The following is an 18,213-nucleotide window of genomic DNA, read 5'->3' on the forward strand; positions in this document are numbered from 1 at the left end:
GCGAAACCTCACTGATCGTCCTCACGGAATGTGTGCCAGAACCCCGTTCTCGTAAACAAAGCCACAGCGGCCATTCCGCGAACCTCAGCAACCCCCCATGCCAGGCTCCAGCCAGCATGCGAGCGCCCCGCCCCCGGCAGCTCCAATGCCGGGGGCGGGGCGCTCGTGCCGGCCTCAGGCTGCCCAGCCGACCGAGGAGACGTTGCTGTACGCGTCGTACTCGGATCCGAGGTCCTCGATGATGTCGTCCCAGACGGCATCGAGTTCGTCGAAGTCGTCGTTCATCCATGCATCGACGGCGCGGTCCCAGACGCCGCGCACGGTGATGCTGCGGCTGGACAGGTCCCGCTGATACCTGCCCTCCACACGTGTCTGGTCGACGGGGTTGATCTCGACACGGGTACCGCGGCCCTGGTTGTTGAGCCGCTTCTTCAGATCGGCCGCGACGTTGCGGCGCCGCAGATCCCAGTACGCGGCATCCAACCTCGACCTGTTCGCCTTGTTCGGGGTGCGCTCCTCGGCGAGCCAGGCCATGAGGGTGCGCGGTGAGACATGGATGCCCGCGCGGTCCATGGCCTCGTACCCGGCATCCGTCTTGGTCAGGTAGTTCAGGCGTGCGGCGAGGCCGCGGTCGCTGTCGACGGGCGAGGCGATGCCGGTCACCATGCGCTCGATCGCGACACCCAGTGCGTCCGCTCCGGGCAGGCCCCGGGCGTTGAGCGCACCGAGGTCCATCCAGCGGCCGGCCATCAGCGGGCCACCGTGCCCACGGTGTACTCACCGGTGGCCTTGCCCTCGCCGTGCTTGACCTTCATCTGCGACACACCCCGGCCCTCCGGGAACACCTGCCTCCAGTCACCGGTGACGTGGAGCTCGTCGGTGCCCATCATCGCCACGACGTCGAGCCCGGCCGTGGAGGCCTTGAACGCCTTGCCCCACAGATTCGCGTACGCCTGCGAGTGGATGATGTGCATCCAGTCCGGGCGGACCATCTCCCTGTTGTGGATCGACTCCCCCATGGTGCTGATGAGCTTGCTGTACATCGCCTTGACGTACTCCAGCGTCAGCGTGTCCCGGTTCTCGATCGCCTCATCGCGGGCGGCTGACAGCAGCTTGCGCAGCGCGTCCAGGAAGTTCTCCGTCGCGCCGGACGTCCACGACTCATGGATGACCGGAGCGTCGGTGAGGCCGTACCTGGGGCCTGAGAGGCGCTGGAGCAGGCGCAGCGTTGAGTTGGTGACCCAGAGGGCGCCGGGTTCGTCGCGGTCGCCGATCGGGTCGGGCAGGTGCGGGTGCTCCCAGGGGGCGGGGGTGATCAGGTGGACTCCGGAGCGCTTCGGGTCGACGCCATCGGTGCCGGTGCTGTGCTCCAGCTTCCCGATCGGCAGCCAGCACTTCAGGGCGCTCAAGTAGGCCGCGTTCACGTCCAGCGCGGTGACCTTGACGTCGCCTGGGGCGCGCAGGGAGTAGCCGGGGTGGTGGAACTTGGGGCGGGCCTCCCAGATCAGGTCAGGGTCCTTCTTGGACGGCTTCTTCAGGATGTCCGGGAGCGCCGGGTAGGCCGTGTAGTCGTAGCGGGCCGTGGCCCGGGTCTCGTTGAACAGCGCCATGACGTCGGGGATGGCTCGCTTGATCAGGGCTTTGAGTGCGGCTTCCTCGTCCCCGCCGGCTCGCTCGGCCTCCTCCTGGACCGCGCGGCTGATGAGCAGGGTGGTGTCAGCCTGCGCGCGGGCCGCCGAGCGGGCGCGGCGCTCGGGGCGGTTGTAGGTGGGTGCCGGGGTCGGCGAGGCGGGCACGGGTGCCGCCGGGGCTGCGGCCGGTGCGGGCGCCTGGGCGCTGGGCGCGGCCGGGGTGGCGCCGGGGCCGGCGGGCTGGCACATGGCACCGGAGTGCAGGGGTCGATGGTCGGTGGACTGGTAGGTGGTCGTGACGCCGCATCGGATGCAGGGGCCCGGGTCGCCCTCGATCGCGCGTCCGTCCGGGCCGCGCAGCGTCTCGGGGGCCGCGACGAACGCGGGCGGAACGGGGGCGGGGGCCGGATCCGCGGTGGGTTCCGGCGCGGGCTCGGTGGCGGGGGCCGGGTAGATCTCGGCGAGGCCCTTCAGCAGGCGCAGGTAGGGCAGGCGTCCGGGCGGGGTGGGGTCGGAATGGCCGGTCTCCCAGTTCGCGACCGTGGTCCGCCCGACACCGACCGCTGCGGCGACCTGGGCGCGGGACAGGCTCGCCGCCTCCCGCAGGCGCTGGCGCTCGGCCGGGGGCGGAATCGAGGCGTTCAGCCGCGCCTCTTCCAGGAGCGCTTCCACGCTGGTCTCTTGACTCATACCGCGACCCTACAACATTTGGACCTATTCAGACGGCAGTTTGGACGTTCATTGAACATGTGTTGGCGGAGTGCGCTACGGTCGTCAGCACAACGAGCCGTGAGGGAGTGGGCATGCAGGGTGTTATCGCGCTTCGACCGCACCAGGTCGAGGCCGTGGACTCGATCATCGAGGGCATGCCCCTCCCCGTGGACGGCACGGTGCCCGCACAGGGCCTGCGCGCTCAGGTCCACATGTCCACCGGCTCCGGCAAGACGATCACTGCCGCCGTGGCCGCGCTGCGGATGGTCCCCCGGGGCCTGGTCGGCGTCCTGGTCCCCACCCTCGATCTCCTCACCCAGACAGTGGAAGCCTGGCGGGCCGTCGGGCATACCGCCCCGGCCGTCGCGGTGTGCAGCCTCGGCAACGATCCGCTGCTGGAAGCGCTGACCGTGCGGTGCACGACCAACCCCACCCAACTCGCCCTGTGGGCCGGGACGCGGTCCGGCCCGATGCTGGTGTTCGCGACGTACGCGAGCCTGTCCCCGCAAGGACTCGCCGACGACCAGGACGACGAGGAGAACGGCGCGGCGCCGGGCGTCCTGGAGCAGGCGCTGCGCGGCTCGTACGGCCAGACCCTGCCCCCCTTCGACCTCCTGGTGGTCGATGAGGCCCACAGAACTTCGGGCGATCTTGGTAAGGCGTGGGCGTCCGTCCACGACCAGGGCCGGATTCCGGCGGAGCGGCGGCTGTACATGACGGCCACCCCCCGCCTGTGGGAGGCAGCGCCCGGGAGTGCCGGCGCGGACGAGACCGGCGGGCGCCTGGTCGCGTCCATGGACGACGCATCCCTCTACGGCCCGGTCCTGTTCGAGTTCGGGCTGATGGAGAGCGTCGAGCGCGGCGTCCTCGCGCGGTTCGAGATCGACGTCCTGGAGATCCGCGACCCGCAGGCCCCCGGACCGGACGCCCCGCTGGAGGAGCGGCGGGGCCGGCGGCTCGCCGCGCTCCAGGAGGCGCTGCTCAAGCACGCCGACGAGACGGGGGCGCGGTCGTTCATGACGTTCCACTCCCGGACCCTGGACGCCATGGCGTTCGCCCGCGCCCTGCCGGAGACGGCGGCCGAGCTCCACTCCACCGACCCGGTCACCTACCCGGGACGGGTCGGTGCCGAGTGGCTGTCCGGAGAGCACCCCGCCGCACACCGCCGGGCCGTGCTGGACCGCTTCGCGGACGGCATCGACGCGGACGGATGGGTCACCGACCTCGGTATCCTCTCCAGCTGCCGCGTCCTCGGTGAGGGGGTTGATATCCGGGGCAAGCGCGGTGTCGGGGCCGTCGTCTTCGCGGACACACGCAGCTCACCCGTGGAAATCGTCCAGATCATCGGGCGGGGCCTGCGCCAGGACCCCGGCGAAGGCAAGGTGTCCCGCATCATCGTGCCCGTCTTCCTGGAACCCGGAGAGGACCCCTCCGACATGATGGCCTCCCCCAGCTACCGCAGCCTGGTTGCCGTGCTCCAGGGCCTGCGCGCACATGACGCCCGGGTCATCCAGCGTCTAGCCCTGGCCACCACCACCGCCCGGGGCACGGCCACCTCCGTCGTCGCCCTCGACCCGGTCCGCGAGGACAGCGACGACGGCGACGAGCACCAAGACCAGGAGGACGAGGCCGAGGGCGGCACCGAGGAGACAACGGGCACGGACGAGGAGACAGGGTCAGCCGCAGAGGACGGCACGGTCGACAGCCAGCAGGACAGCGCGGACGAGGAGGAACACCCGGGTGCCGGGGTGCCGTTGCTGCGGTTCTCCCTCCCCCGCGACCCCGGAACGATCGCGCTGTTCCTGCGCACGCGGGTCCTGCACCCCGATTCGGAGATCTGGCTCACCGGATACAACGCCCTGCGCCACTGGGTGACCGCGCACGACGACGCACAGGTGCCACTGGACGCGTCGGTGGAGCTCGGCGAGGACCGCATCCCCTATGCGCTGGGCGCATGGGTCAGCGAGCAGCGCCGCGCGTTCCGCCTCGGCACACTCAAGGCATGGCGGGCTGATCTGCTGAACGAACTCGGGATGGTGTGGTCAGTCGCGGACGCCGGATTCTGGAAGAACCTCACCGCGGCCCGCGCCTACCACGCGGTGCACGGCACCCTCGCCGCCCCGAAGGACGCCACAGTGGAGGGGGTGGCGGTCGGTCAGTGGCTCGCCAATCTCCGCAAGGCCGGCGGACTCGGCAAGGACCAGGAGCGGGCGGCGGAACGGCGGGCCGCGCTGGAGAGCATCGACCCCGAGTGGGCCCCTGACTGGTCGGTGGAGTGGCAGCGGCACTACGCCACCGCACGCACCCTCCTGGCCGAAGAGGGCGGGCTCACCGACGTGCTGCCGGGGGTGACCGTCCACGGGTGCGATGTCGGCGCCTGGATCAACCGGCAGCGCGAACACGCGGTGTGGCAGGCACTGCTGCCCGAGCAGCGGCAGCGACTGGAAGGGCTCGGGCTGACACCCCTGCCCGCAACACCGGCCAAGAAGAAGACGGCGTCCACGGCCGGGGCGTTCGAGCGAGGAGTCCTCGCACTGGAGCAGTACAAGGCGCGTACCGGAACCCTGACCGTCCCCCGAGCCCACATCGAAACCGTGGTCATCAACGGCCAGGAACACGGGGTGAAGCTGGGTGTGTTTCTGACGAACAGCAAGACCCGCAGGGCCAAGCTGGCCGCTGACAAACTCGCCGTCCTCGCCGCGCTCGGGCTGGACTGGGCGGCCTGATCAGTCACCCGGCGCCTGCCCCGGAGACTCCTCCGGGGCAGGCGCCGTTTCCGTGCCCGGCGGGGCGGCCGGGGTGGTGGCGAGGAAGCGGGCGTAGCCGCGCTCGGCCCGAGCGGACAGGGCGGGAGAGAGCGCACCGAACGCAGGACTGAGGCGGCCCGATTTGGTGCTGAGTGGCGGGGCGGGCGCGCACACAGGTATGCGGCGGCATAGAAGCCCGAGCCAGCCCGTGACCGGCTGTCGCCGTCTCCCTGGACGCCCCGCCCACGCCGCACTGCACACACCACCTGTCCGGGGGTGAGGCTCAGCCCGCCAGGTGAGGCGGGCAGGTTCCTGGGGACTGTGATCCATGCCGTCGCCTTGATCGACTTGCGTCTCCCTCTGTCCCGGTGAGCATGGGATGCGGAGCTCGGGGTCCGCGCCTGGTGAGGCGCCCACACATTGGAGTCTGTATGACGCAGCTTCCCCCGCCCGTCACCCCCTTCCTCGAGCCCGCCGCCCGCGAGCTGGCCGAAGCAACCGACCCGCACCCGCGGATCTACGAGGTCCCGCCGGAGCAGGGCCGCGACATCCTTGCCGGCCTGCAGAGCGGCGAGGGTGTGGAACGGCCCGAGGTCGACGAGAAGTGGGTCGACGTCGACGCCGGCGAGTGGGGCACGGTACGTACCCGGGTCATCCGCCCCAAGGGCGCCACAGGGACCCTGCCCGTGGTCATCTACATCCACGGGGCCGGCTGGGTCTTCGGCGACGACAAAACCCACGACCGTCTCTTCCGCGAGCTGGTGGTCGGAGCGAACGCGGTCGGAGTGTTCCCGGTGTACGACCGGGCACCGGAGGCGAAGTACCCGACGCAGATCGAACAGAACTACGCCGTGGGCCAGTGGGCCCTCAAGAACGGCGCCGACCACGGCATGGACACCTCCCGCGTGGCGGTGACCGGTGAATCCGTCGGCGGATGCATGTCGGCCGTGTTCACGCTGATGAACAAGGAGCGCGACAACGGCATCGACCTCAAGGCCCAGGTGCTGCTGTACCCGGTGACGAACGCCGACTTCGACACTCCGTCCTACCTCCAGTTCGCCGAGGGCTACTACCTCACCCGCGACGGCATGAAGTGGTTCTGGGACGCCTACACCCCCGACCCGCAGGAGCGGAAGCACCACTACGCCTCCCCGCTCCAGTCGACGCTCGACCAGCTCAAGGGGCTGCCGACCACGCTGGTCATCACCGACGAGGCCGACGTCCTGCGCGACGAAGGCGAGATGTACGCCAACAAGCTCCGCGAAGCCGGTGTCGACGTCACGTCCGTCCGCGTTGCCGGCATGGTCCACGACTTCCTGCTCCTGGACAGCCTGCGCGACACCCGCGCCGCGAACGTCGCCCGCCACCTCGCCATCGACGCCCTGCGCAAGGCACTCCACGACAGCTGACCCCTTTGGCTCCTGGCCGATGATCGCGGCCAAGAACCTGAGAACCTGACGGCCTGATGGTGTGGCACACCCGTCCCTCGGGGTCGACTGCCAGGTTCTACCCCCTCGGGACGACGTGCCTCCCCGAACGCCTCGCGCGCACCCTCGCGGGGCGTTCGACGTCGCAAGGCCTTGCGCTCTGCGCTGCCGCACGTGTCATGCCGCGCACATCTGCCGCTTGCCGCCCTACGCCGCCAGCACGCCCCTGCGCCGAAGGAGCGGGAGCACGTGGTCTCGTAGCGCGGGCGCGAGATCGAGACCCGCCTCGTGACCGGACACCCACCGCATGTGTGCCAACTCAGCGGCAGGAGTCGGATGCCCGCTCAGGCGCGCCTCGAAGACGGTCATCCTCATCGGGACGCCCTCCAGTGCGGCTACCGCCTCGACATCGGCCAGGAACTTCGGCTCCAGGGGCCGGACGCCGAGCTCCTCCTCGAACTCCCGTGCCAGCGTCTCCAGGACCTCCTCGCCCGCGTCGGGCTTCCCGCCCGGAAGATAGAAGATCCCAGGAGCCGCCTTCTTGCTCACCACAAGAAGCTGCCCCTTCTCGACAACCGCCGCCGAGACGACAACGAGGGGATCGATCTGCGCTGGCGGCGTAGCCGCAGGATTTCCATGGGTCACACAAGCAATTCTTCCAGACAACAGCAGCGGCCCGAGCCCTCCGGCAGCAGCCAGCCCAGGTGCACGCGACCACCCCGCCCAGGAGCCGCACGCCCCCGGGCAGCGGGCCGGACTCCCGGACGCCGAGCAGCCGCTCGACCAACCAGAGCGGTGGAGTGGCAGGGCGCGCGCACCACTACCCGCGCACAGGGCCGACCAGCCCGCGACCGGCTCCCCCGCCGCTCTTCACCACGGCGGTATGGCAGTTCTACCCCCCGTGGGACACCACACCTTCCGAAGACCCCGCATGAACCGTCGCGGGGCGTTCGACGTTGCACGGCCCCACCGGCACCCCGCCGGGGCCGGCTCGTCGAGCGGAGCATGTACCAACCCCTTCACCTCCTGGCCGTGGGCGTCACCGCCCTCGCCCTGGCCGTCTCCCTGGACGTGCCCGCCCACGCCGCAGCGTCCGCCTGCACACACCACCTGTCCGGCCCGCAGATCTGCATCTCCACCACCGGCCCCTCCGGCAGCGCCAACCCCGGCCGGGTCCACACCGCCTGGACCAACCCACCCCGGGTCGTCACGGACTTCTTCCAAATGCGGCTTCCGCTCATGGCCGAGTGCGGCCTGCTTGTCTGCAGCCGCGAACCTCACCTGGGCAGGGCCCGGCGCTCTGCAGTGGGGGAAACCGACCACCAGAACGCCCGGCTGCCCGAACGTTCCTTCACCGGTCCATGAAGACGGGCCGGACTCCCTGCCTCACCTCGCCACCGGGTGGAACCCGCACGGATATCGGAACTCCACCCTGACTACCTCGGCAAGCGTGGCTCGGCCGGGCAGCGGCGTCATCCAACGCTCAGTCGCCCACCAGACCAGCACCACGTCTTGGTGCACATGATCCGCTCCGGGGGCGACTGTGCGTTGTGCGTCGTTTAGTGGGATGTGTACGGGAAAGGCGGTGGGCGTTCCCGCATCCTGGGCAATCTCGGGCCCGACGCCCACCAGAGGGATCGAGGAGTACGTCATGCCCGCTGGATCCAGCAAGAAGCGCGAGCGGCAGTACGAGCACATCAAGGAGGGCCAGAAGAAGCAGGGCGCCTCGGAGGGCCGTGCGAAGGAGATCGCGGCCAGGACCGTCAACAAGGAACGCGCCCGGTCCGGCGAGTCGAGAACGGCGAGCAGGACGTCGACCCAGGACAAGAAGTCCGGCTACGAACGTGGTGGCGAACGCTCCCACAAGGGTGCACAGGGCCCGACGCGGGACCAGCTCTACGCGGAAGCGAGGAAGAAGAACATCGACGGACGTTCCTCCATGAACAAGGAGCAGCTCCGTAAGGCCCTGGGGCGCTGACGTTCGCAGGAGGGCCGGCTTGCGAGGAACCAGCTCAGGTGCGCACAGGCACGCGGCGGCGATGTCCACCACCGAGATCCGTTGGACGAGGGGTTCGGCACCGGCAAGGCGGGCCTTGGAGACAAGGTCTGACGGCCAGGAAAGTGGGAGAGCATGGCAGGAGCGGCGATCTTCGATGAACCTGCTCGACGTCGCCGAAGAAGGCATCCCGCGGAAGTGTCGCCTGACGGAGACGGAGGTCGCCGGGGTCCGGGATATGGATGTTCGGGGCTGGTGGCAGCTCGTCGGCGCTGGCCACCAGGTCGCGCAGGCCGTTCAGGAGCCGCGTCGTGGTCGTGTCGTCGTCGGCGTGCGTGAGCGTGGCGTTGATGCGCCGGTGGTCCGACGTGTGCAGGTTGATTCGATGGTTTCGGCGCAGCCAGTCAGCGGCGTCGTATCCGCTGAACCTGACTCCGCTCAGGTCGATGAAGACTTGCAGGGGGTCCAGGTCGAAGGCGCGCTTGGGTCCGCAGAAGTCCTGGCGATCGTTGACGTGCAGGCCGTCGATCTCTTCGATGGCCGCGCGCACACGGCGAACCCTGCGGAGCGTTCCGTCCAGAAGCTCGTGGCCGCCTTCCACCATCTGGCGGCGCCAGCCGTCCAGGGCCGCGTAGATGAGGACCGAGGGGCTGGTCGTATCCAGCAGGTCGGCGCGGGAGGCGAGGGTCGCGGCAGTGACCAGGGCGCCCTGCAGGTGGAAGACGGATCCCTGTTCGAGCCCGGATCCCATTTTGTGGACTGATGTGATGCAGACGTCCGCGCCCGCGTCCATGGCCCAGGTGGGCAGCTCGGGGTGAAAGGGCAGGTGGGCACCCCACGCTTCATCCACGATCACTGGTAGCCCGCGTTCGTGGCACAGGGTCGCGATGGCTTTGATGTCTGCGCAGGTTCCGTAAGGGGTGGGGCTGGTGACCAATGCCCCCCGGGCATCCGGATGCTGCTCGAGGGCCGACCGGAAAGCCTCAGGGGCTGGCGGGTGGGCGAGGTGCAGATCAGGGTCCCACTGGGGGTCGACCCACACCGGGCGGATACCGGCGAGGATCAAGCCGGAGATGACGGATTTGTGCGCGTCGCGTGCGACCAAGAGCTTCTCGTGCGGGCCGGCGACGGACAGCATGGCAGCCTTGACGGACAGCGAGCTACCGCAGGTGGAGAAGAACGTGTGCTCGGCCCCGACGGCGTCGGCCATCAGCTCTTCCGCCCGCTCCAGAACCTTCTGTGACTGTGTACGGTCGTCCAGGCCCGACACCGCGAGCATGTCTGCGTCGAAGAGCGCGTCTCCCAGGGCAGCTCGAACCCGAGGGTCAGCTCCACGCCCCTGCTTGTGACCGGGCGGTGTGAACGGCAGTTGTTCTTGTGCCTGGTAGGCGCGCAGTGCGTCCAGAACGGGTGCTTTCGTATGATCCATGATGTGGCTTCCAGTACGTGGAGGCGGATAGGGCGAGGCCGGCCCGGAGACTGCACGGGCGTCCCAAATGACTCGCGGCAGGGGCCATGAGCGTTCTCTCGACGCTGCGACCCACGGGCCAGAGTCAGCTCACCCTGGTCGGTGCAGCGGTTCGCGCGCTGTCAGAGAATGGGTGAGAACCGGTCCCGGACTTGACGGGCGGTCGACAGAGGATCCTTCTTCTCGTTCACTGAGTTCCGATCCGTTGACGGGCCAACGCCACGCGAAGAGGGATCGACACGCGGGCAAGGCGGACATTGACTGCCCACGGGTACCCCTGAGCTCATCCGTCGACACATCCGCTGGGCCATCCGGCACGATGCAGAACCGAACTGCGGCCTTCGCGCGGCAGACGCTACCCGCCCTCTGCGTCCAGACGGCTCCGCTTCTCACGAAGCACGGAGACGAGCGCGCAAGCGGGCGACGAGCCGCTACCCGCACGGCTGCAGTCTTCCACCAGGCCCAAAACTGCTGACGGCCCGCCCGGGATTACCGTGCGCCATCCTGCGGTGCGCCGAGCGGCTCCGTGCTGCCATGCGCGGCATTGTTACGCGGCTCCAAGCGGACCAGGATCCCTTTGGACGTAGGGGTGTTGCTCTGATCGGCCACACTGTCCAGCGGTACGAGGACGTTGGCCTCGGGGTAGTACGCGGCGGCGCAGCCCGGTGGTGTGGAGTATGAAACCAACCGGAAGTTCTCCGCCCGGCGCTCGGTACCGTCCCGCCAGACACCGACCACGTCGACCTGCGCGCCGTCGTCCAGGCCGAGGGCACGCAGGTCGACCGGGTTGACCATGACAATGCGGCGCGAGCCGTGAATGCCCCGGTAGCGATCGTTCGTCGTGTAGGGCACGGTGTTCCACTGGTCGTGCGAGCGCAGCGTCTGGAGCAGCAGGTGCCCCGCCGGGGCACGCAGCATCTCGAAGTCGTTGCAGGTGAACAGCGCCTTGCCGCTGGGCGTGGGAAAGACGCCGTCGTTCACCGGGTTCGGCAGGCCGAAGCCGCCCGGCCTCGACGCCCGGGCGTTGAAGTTGTGAAAGCCCGGAACGATCCGGGCGATGCGCTCCCTGATGTGCCCGTAGTCCGCCTCGAAGTCCGCCCACGGAACGGGCACTCGGTCCCCGAGTGTGCGGCGGGCGAGTCTGCTCAGGATCGCCACTTCGCTGAGCAGGTGCTTCGAGGCCGGTTCCCGGCGCCCTGCCGAGGCATGCACCTGGCTCATGGAGTCCTCGACGGTGATGAACTGCTCGCCGCCGCTCTGGTGGTCCCGCTCGCTGCGGCCCAGCGTGGGAAGGATCAGTGCGGTGTCGCCACACACCGCGTGGGACCGGTTGAGCTTTGTGGAAATGTGCGCGGTGAGACGGCAACGGCGCATCGCGTCCGCGGTGAAGTCGCTGTCGGGAGTGGCTCGTACGAAATTGCCCGCGAGCCCCAGAAAGACCTTGATCCGGCCCTCGGACATGGCACGGATCGAATTCACCGTGTCCAGGCCGTGTGCGGCCGGAGGAGTGAAGGAGAACTCGCGTCCCAGCGCGTCGAGGAAGTCTTGCGGCATCTGTTCCCAGATGCCCATGGTCCGGTCGCCCTGGACGTTGCTGTGTCCACGCACCGGGCAGACGCCCGTGCCGGGCCTGCCGATGTTGCCGCGCAGGAGGAGGAAGTTCACCACCTCGCGGATGGTGGGCACCGCGTGTTTCTGTTGGGTGAGGCCCATCGCCCAACAGACGACGATCCGTTCGCTGGCCAGGACCCGGTCCCGCAGTTCTTCGATCTGTGACCGGCTCAGTCCCGTGGCGGCCAGGACATCGGGCCAGGAGACGGTGCGGCGCAGGTGGTCGGCGAGCTCGTCGAAGCCTTGGGTGTGGGCGTCGATGAACGAGCGGTTCAGTACGGTCCCTGGCTCGGCCTCCTCGGCTTCGAGCAGCAGGAGGTTCAGGGCCTGAAAGAGAGCGAGGTCGCCGCCCAGACGGATCTGGAGGAACTGGTCGGCGATGTTGGTGCCTCGGCCGATCACCCCGCTCGCCTTCTGCGGATTCTTGAAGCGCATCAGGCCCGCCTCAGGCAGGGGGTTGACGGCGACGATCTCGCCGCCCCTGCGCTTGGTCTCCTCCAGCGCCGAGAGCATGCGGGGGTGGTTGCTGCCAGGGTTCTGGCCCAGAGTGAGGATGAGGTCGGCGTGATGGATGTCCGCCAGACTTACGTCGCCCTTGCCGATGCCCAGCGTCTCGTGGAGAGCGGTTCCGCTGGACTCGTGGCACATGTTGGAGCAGTCAGGCAGGTTGTTGGTGCCCAGGGCACGGGCGAAGAGCTGGAGGACGAACGCGGGCTCATTGCCGGCCCGCCCCGAGGTGTAGAAGACCGCCTCGTCGGGAGTGTCGAGGCTCCGCAGTTCCTCGGCCAGCAGCCCGAGGGCCTCGTCCCAGTTGATCGGCTCGTAGTGGTCGGAGCCCGGCCGCTTGACCATCGGGCGGGTCAGCCGGCCCTGTTGGTTCAGCCAACGGTCCGAGGCCCGCGCCAGGTCGGTGACAGAGTGGCGTGCGAAGAACTCGGGGGTGATGCGCCGAGTGGTGGCCTCGTCGTTGGTGTGCTTCGCACCGTTTTCGCAGTACTCATTGAGGTGCCGGTTGCCCGGGTCGGGGTCCGGCCAGGCGCAGCCCGGGCAGTCGAACCCCTTGACCTGGTTCAGGTCGAGCAGGTTCAGCGCCGTACGCTGCGGCGACGTCTCGGCCAGGGAGTACTGAACCGCGTGGGCGACCGCCGGTACCCCGGCTGCCCATGTCTTCGGCGGCGTGATTTTCGCCTGTTCTCCACCAGGGTCCCCGGTCGATGACTCTCGCACGTGTCAACCTTTCGCTCAGTACCGCCGTTTCGTGCGAGCAGAGCGCCCGAACGGGTGACCGACGGCCGATATCCCCCCACCCACCAGGCGGCTGCCTTGGCGTTGGCATATCTCACGACCAGGGGTGGGCTGCGTTCAACCTGTGGGCCAGTGCGGCACCGGCCGGGACTCCGGCTCGGCATGCGGCTGCACATGGCCACCGCTGATGGTTCCGCGCCACTCACCGGTCTCCCTGCCCTGGCCTTCGATGTACTCCTTGAAGTCCCGCAGACTGCTGTGGACCCGGCGACGGACCACGCCGAACGCATCACCGGCCCGCTCGGCCAGGCCCTGCGGAGTGAACTCGACGTGATACGTCACCCGGCACGCAGTGTCGCCCAAGGGCTCGAACAGCACGGACCCCATGTGGTGGGGCTCCTCCAGGCTGCACCAGCTCACCTGCTCGTCGGGATGCTGCTCGACAACCTTCGCGTCGAACTCCCGGGTCACACCACCGAAGCGGGTCACCCAGTGCGAGAGGGTGGCCTGGGGTTTGTCGACCCGCTCCACGCCGTCCATGAACTGGGGGAAACTCTCGAACTGGGTCCACTGGTTGTATGCCGCCCTGACCGGCACGTTCACGTCGACCGAGCCTTCGATCACGCTCATTACGCTCCGCCTCTCCGCGCCACCTGGGTGAGTGCATGCCGCGTACCCTCTGCAACGCTAACCAACCCCTGGACGGTTCGCCGCCGTAGCTCTCACGGCGGGCATGGGCCGCCGCGGCCTCCACCCGGGTGCCTGTTCACCGCCGATACTGGCCCGACGCCCCGGCCCAGGCTGTACGGTGCGCTTCGCACGCGCCCGTGGGCCAGCGGATGTGGCGAAGGGTTTGTGACAAACCCGAGGGGCATCCGGGGAAGCCACACGTCACGGGGCGGCTACCGTCACCGACCGGCCCTGCTCCGCGGCTCCGGCCCCTTCTCGCTCTCCCCGTACGGGTCCTGCTCCCTGTGACCGGTGCTCAGCCCCCTCGCGCCGAGCCCGCGAGCCGGGCCGCGAGGTAGGGCGCGGTGGCGCTGCGGCGGGCCCTCGCCACCTTGGCCGGCGGGCCCGCCGCGACGACTCGCCCGCCGGCGTCGCCGCCGCCCGGACCGAGGTCGATGACCCAGTCGGCGGTGACGATCGTGTCCAGGTCGTGTTCGACGAGGACAACCGTGTTGCCGGCGTCGACAAGCCGGTGCAGTTGTCGCAGCAGCAGTGCGATGTCCGAGGGGTGCAGCCCCGCCGTCGGCTCGTCGAGCAGGTAGAGCGCGTGGCCGCGGCGGGCCCGCTGCAGTTCGGTGGCCAGTTTGATGCGTTGCGCCTCACCACCGCTGAGCTCCGTCGCGGGCTGCCCCAGCCGCAGGTATCCCAGTCCCACCTCGCGCAAGGTCTCCAGACTGCGGGAGGCGGCCGGGACGGCGGACAGGAACGTGGCGGCGGCGTCGACGGACAGCCCCAGCACTTCCGCGATGTTCTTGCCGCGATAGGTGATCTCCAGCGTTTCGGCGTTGTACCGGGCGCCCTGGCAGGTAGGGCACGGCGCATAGGTGCCAGGCAGGAAGAGCAGTTCCACCGCGACGAACCCTTCGCCCTGGCAGGTCTCGCACCGCCCTTCGGGCACGTTGAAGGAGAACCGCCCGGCAGAGTAGCCGCGCGCCCTGGCCTCGTCCGTCTCCGCGTACAGCTTGCGCACCGCGGCGAACATCCCCGTGTACGTGGCCAGGTTGGACCGGGGAGTCCGGCCGATGGGCCGTTGGTCGACGCGGACCAGCCGGTCGAACGACTCGACCCCTGACGCGTCCTGGACGTCGACCTCCAGCTGCGCCTCGTCGGACTCCTCGGGTACGAGTCCGAGGTGGCCGCGGACGACCTCGGCGAGCACCTGCGTCACCAGCGTCGACTTTCCGGAACCTGACACGCCTGTCACCGCCGTCAGTACGCAGAGCGGTACGTCGATGGACACGTCGTGCAGATTGTGACGGGAGACGCCGCTCAGGTGAAGCCAGCCGTGCGGTGTACGCGGGCGGTGATCGAGCAGCTTGGCGCGCCCGAACAGGTACTGGCCCGTGACCGACTCCCTCACCCGCTCAAGACCGGCGACCGGGCCGCTGTACAGCACGCGCCCGCCGCCCTCGCCCGCGCCGGGGCCGATGTCGACCACCCAGTCCGCCCGCCGTACGACGTCCATGTCGTGCTCCACGACGAACAGCGAGTTGCCGGCCGTCTTGAGGCGGTCCAGCACGTTCAGCAGCGGTTCCGCATCTGCCGGGTGCAGGCCCGCGGAGGGTTCGTCGAGGACGTAGACGACGCCGAACAGCCCGGAGCGCAGCTGGGTGGCGATCCGCAGGCGCTGCGCTTCGCCGGGCGACAGGGTCGTCGAGCGACGCCTGAGGCTGAGATATCCCAGGCCCAGGTCGAGCAGTACGTCGACCCGCGCGACCAGATCGCCGCAGATCCGGACCGCGACCTCGGTCGTCTCCCCGGACCGGGCGGTCGATGTGGTGGCGTCGGCCTTCGACCGCCTTGCGACGGGCCGCAGCAGCGCCGCGACTTCGGCGAACGGCATCGCGTTGATTTCGGCGATGGAATGTCCGGCGAAGGTCACGGCGAGCGCCTCGGGCCGCAGTCCGCTGCCGTGACACTCCGGGCAGGGCACACTCCTGACGAACCGGAGCGCCCGTTCGCGCATCTTCTCGCTCTTGGAGTCGGCGAGGACATGCATGACGTGCTTACGGGCGCTCCAGAACTTGCCCTGGTAGCCGTAGTCGACGCGGTCCTCCTCCGGCTCGATGTACACGGAGGGCTGCTCGTCCGTGTACAGCAGCCAGTCCCGGTCCTTCTTCCTGAGCCTGCGCCATGGTCGGTCGATGTCGATCCCCAGACCGCTCACGACGCTGCGCAGGTTGGCGCCCTGCCAGGCACCCGGCCAGGCTGCGATCGCCCCCTCGCGGATGCTAAGCGAGGGGTCCGGGACGAGGAGTTCCTCGGCGACGTCGTGGACGACGCCCAGTCCGTGGCACTCCGGGCAGGCGCCGGCCGCGGTGTTGGGTGAGAACGACTCGGCTTCCAGCCGTGCGGCCCGGGGCGGATAGGTGCCGGCGCGGGAGTACAGCATGCGCAGCAGATTGGACAGCGTGGTGATGGTGCCGACCGTCGAGCGCGAACTGGGCGCCCCGCGTCGCTGCTGCAGGGCCACGGCCGGCGGCAGTCCCGTGATTTCCTCCACGTGCGGTGCGCCGACTTGTTGCAACAGCCTTCGGGCGTACGGTGCTACGGACTCGAAGTAGCGCCGCTGGGCCTCCGCGTAGAGCGTGCCGAACGCGAGCGAGGACTTGCCCGAACCGGAGACGCCGGTGAAGGCGACCATGGCGTCCCGCGGAACGTCGACATCGATGTTCCGCAGGTTGTTCTCACTGGCGCCCCGGACATGCGCAAAGGGGTCGGACGCGTCCTTGTTCACCCTTCCTGAGTACCTGATTGCGCCGGGACCCGCGCGACATGCGCGCCGTCACCGGGCCGCGCGACGGCAGGACGGACCACCCGGGATTCACCATCTCCGTAGGGCGCCCGGCCCGGTGGCTCGTCGCGCGTTCGCCACGCCGTCCGGCCGGTGCCACACTGGTCGAATGAGCCCGGCACGGACCGGCGCCGGTACGAGCGGCCGCGACGGGTGCCCTGGAGAAGTGAGCGGATCACCCGCGCCCTGCCGCTGGGGACGGTGACTCGGGGCCGTGGCCGAGTGGTCGGGAAGCGTGGCTCGACATGAAGGCAGTGGTGTACAACGGCCCGCACGACGTCAGCGTCAGCGAGGTCCCCGACGCCAGGATCGAACAGCCCAACGACATCATCGTCCGGATCACCTCCACGAACATCTGTGGCTCGGACCTGCACATGTACGAGGGCCGTACGTCCTTCGAGCAGGGGCGCAGCCTCGGGCACGAGAACATGGGCGAGGTGGTCGAGGTCGGCTCCGGGGTCAGCAAGGTGAAGGTGGGAGAGTACGTCGTCCTGCCCTTCAACATCGCATGCGGCTTCTGCAAGCAGTGCGAGCAGGGGCTGACGAACTACTGCCTCACCATGCAGCCCGAGCCCGCCATGGCGGGAGCGGCGTACGGGTTCGCCGAGATGGGACCCTACGCAGGTGGACAGGCGGAGTACCTGCGCGTCCCGTACGGCGACTTCAACGCGCTGCGGCTCGGCGAGGACGCCCTCGAGCGGCAGAAGGACTACGTGATGCTCGCGGACATCTTCCCGACGGGCTACCACGCCACGGAGATGGCCGGTGTGAAGCCGGGCGACCAGACCGTGGTCTTCGGGGCCGGCCCGGTCGGCCTGATGGCCGCGTACTCCGCCGTGCTCAAGGGTGCCGGGCGGGTGTGGGTCGCCGACCACCACCCGGACCGGCTGGCGCTGGCGGAGCACGTGGGCGCGATCGCGATCGACACGAGCAAGGAGGACCCGGCCGAGGTGGTCAAGGAAGCCACCCTCGGACTCGGTGCGGACAACGGCTGCGAGTGTGTCGGCTACCAGGCCCACGACCCGCAGGGCCAGGAGGACGCGTCCCTCACGCTCAACCAACTGATCGACGCAGTGCGCTTCACCGGTCGGCTCGGCGTCGTCGGCGTGTTCCTGCCCGAGGACCCCGGCGGGAAGGAAGCCCAGAACGATCTGGAGGCCCAGGGCAAGATTCCTCTGGACTACGGGCTCATGTGGTTCAAGGGCCAGAGCATGGGCACCGGACAGGCACCGGTCAAGCGGTACAACCGCGCACTGCGCGATCTGATCGCCGGCGGCGAGGCTGAACCGTCCTTCCTGGTCTCGCACGAGCTCCCGCTCGACGAGGCGCCCAGCGCGTATGAGAACTTCGACAAGCGCGGCCCGGGATGGACAAAGGTGGTCCTGCACCCCGAGTCCGTGCCCGCGTAGACCGGAGCCCCGATCCCGGCAGCGGCGGCAGTGGCCCGCCGCTGCCGGAGTGAGCAACCTGGCGCGGGGTGGTGACCACGCTCTGGGACACGGCGAACTGGTGCGGTACTTCCACGCGGTGGCCTCAAGTCTGCGGCAGTGGTCGGCCCATCGCCGCCCGCGAACCGGATCGGATCGGCCGGCATCAATGCCGCGATCCGGTCCCACAGTGCACCAGGGATCACTAATCGGGCAGGCACGTCCAGTGAACTGACTGACCAGCCGGACGGACACGCGTCAGGAATACCCGTCCCAGGAGGGAAGTTCGGCGGCGGTGACAATGCTGCGAACGCCCAGGTCCGTCCCCCGGTCCGAGGCCGTCTGGTCAACGACGACGGAACAGCCGGCCCACTGCCCGCAATCGACCGCACTGCCCACGCCTGACTGCCCGTCTCGATCCAGTCGT

General features: G+C 69.2%; 12 protein-coding genes and 1 pseudogene. 5 read left to right on the forward strand and 8 right to left on the reverse strand.

Annotation, left to right across the window (positions count from 1 at the left end; translation table 11 throughout):
• Window positions 1–174: 174 nt before the first annotated feature.
• Both AMK10_RS30885 and AMK10_RS30890 read right to left on the reverse strand, forming a co-directional pair.
• A complete protein-coding gene (locus tag AMK10_RS30885; protein WP_073752098.1) occupies window positions 175–750 on the reverse strand; it encodes a transcriptional regulator in 576 nt (191 codons plus the stop codon).
• Window positions 750–2,321 (reverse strand): helix-turn-helix domain-containing protein, encoded by a 1,572-nt coding sequence (locus AMK10_RS30890; RefSeq protein WP_073752099.1) that lies wholly within the window; start codon window positions 2,319–2,321, stop codon window positions 750–752. Before AMK10_RS30890 ends, AMK10_RS30885 begins: the two co-directional genes overlap by 1 nt.
• A gap of 113 nt (window positions 2,322–2,434) precedes the next feature.
• Here AMK10_RS30890 and AMK10_RS30895 point away from each other — a divergent pair, with 113 nt between their 5' ends.
• A complete protein-coding gene (locus tag AMK10_RS30895) occupies window positions 2,435–5,068 on the forward strand; it encodes a DEAD/DEAH box helicase (RefSeq protein WP_073752100.1) in 2,634 nt (877 codons plus the stop codon).
• Window positions 5,069–5,520: 452 nt separating this feature from the next.
• Complete coding sequence (locus AMK10_RS30900) at window positions 5,521–6,498, forward strand: alpha/beta hydrolase (RefSeq protein WP_073752101.1); 978 nt, start codon at window positions 5,521–5,523, stop codon at window positions 6,496–6,498.
• A gap of 225 nt (window positions 6,499–6,723) precedes the next feature.
• Here the strand turns inward: AMK10_RS30900 and AMK10_RS30905 are convergent, their stop codons facing one another.
• Window positions 6,724–7,161 (reverse strand): NUDIX hydrolase, encoded by a 438-nt coding sequence (locus tag AMK10_RS30905; RefSeq protein WP_079180929.1) that lies wholly within the window; start codon window positions 7,159–7,161, stop codon window positions 6,724–6,726.
• 360 nt (window positions 7,162–7,521) lie between these two features.
• Here AMK10_RS30905 and AMK10_RS37820 point away from each other — a divergent pair, with 360 nt between their 5' ends.
• Window positions 7,522–7,881 carry a hypothetical protein gene (locus AMK10_RS37820; protein ID WP_198959829.1) on the forward strand — a complete coding sequence of 120 codons (360 nt, stop codon included), beginning with the start codon at window positions 7,522–7,524 and terminating at the stop codon, window positions 7,879–7,881.
• Window positions 7,882–8,167: 286 nt separating this feature from the next.
• Window positions 8,168–8,494 (forward strand): plasmid stabilization protein, encoded by a 327-nt coding sequence (locus AMK10_RS30915; RefSeq protein ID WP_073752102.1) that lies wholly within the window; start codon window positions 8,168–8,170, stop codon window positions 8,492–8,494.
• 34 nt (window positions 8,495–8,528) lie between these two features.
• Here AMK10_RS30915 and AMK10_RS30920 read toward each other — a convergent pair whose 3' ends face one another.
• The 4 genes from AMK10_RS30920 to uvrA form a co-directional block, all read right to left on the reverse strand.
• Window positions 8,529–9,941, reverse strand: coding sequence for an aminotransferase class I/II-fold pyridoxal phosphate-dependent enzyme (locus AMK10_RS30920; protein ID WP_079180930.1), 1,413 nt, complete (start codon window positions 9,939–9,941; stop codon window positions 8,529–8,531).
• 528 nt (window positions 9,942–10,469) lie between these two features.
• Window positions 10,470–12,818: an FdhF/YdeP family oxidoreductase gene (locus tag AMK10_RS30925; RefSeq protein WP_073752103.1), complete on the reverse strand. Its 2,349-nt coding sequence runs from the start codon at window positions 12,816–12,818 to the stop codon at window positions 10,470–10,472.
• Between the two features lie 135 nt (window positions 12,819–12,953).
• Entirely contained in the window at window positions 12,954–13,466 is a 513-nt protein-coding gene (locus AMK10_RS30930; protein ID WP_073752104.1) for an SRPBCC family protein, read from the reverse strand.
• Between the two features lie 355 nt (window positions 13,467–13,821).
• Window positions 13,822–16,302 (reverse strand): excinuclease ABC subunit UvrA, encoded by a 2,481-nt coding sequence (gene uvrA / locus AMK10_RS30935; protein WP_073752105.1) that lies wholly within the window; start codon window positions 16,300–16,302, stop codon window positions 13,822–13,824.
• A gap of 302 nt (window positions 16,303–16,604) precedes the next feature.
• Here uvrA and AMK10_RS30940 point away from each other — a divergent pair, with 302 nt between their 5' ends.
• Window positions 16,605–17,768 carry a glutathione-independent formaldehyde dehydrogenase gene (locus tag AMK10_RS30940; RefSeq protein WP_073752106.1) on the forward strand — a complete coding sequence of 388 codons (1,164 nt, stop codon included), beginning with the start codon at window positions 16,605–16,607 and terminating at the stop codon, window positions 17,766–17,768.
• Between the two features lie 21 nt (window positions 17,769–17,789).
• Here the strand turns inward: AMK10_RS30940 and AMK10_RS38780 are convergent.
• Window positions 17,790–17,953 (reverse strand): annotated as a pseudogene (locus tag AMK10_RS38780) (IS5/IS1182 family transposase); the annotation flags it as partial.
• Window positions 17,954–18,213 lie beyond the last annotated feature (260 nt).

It is taken from the genome of Streptomyces sp. CB02058, from assembly GCF_001905505.1.
Lineage (GTDB): Bacteria > Actinomycetota > Actinomycetes > Streptomycetales > Streptomycetaceae > Streptomyces.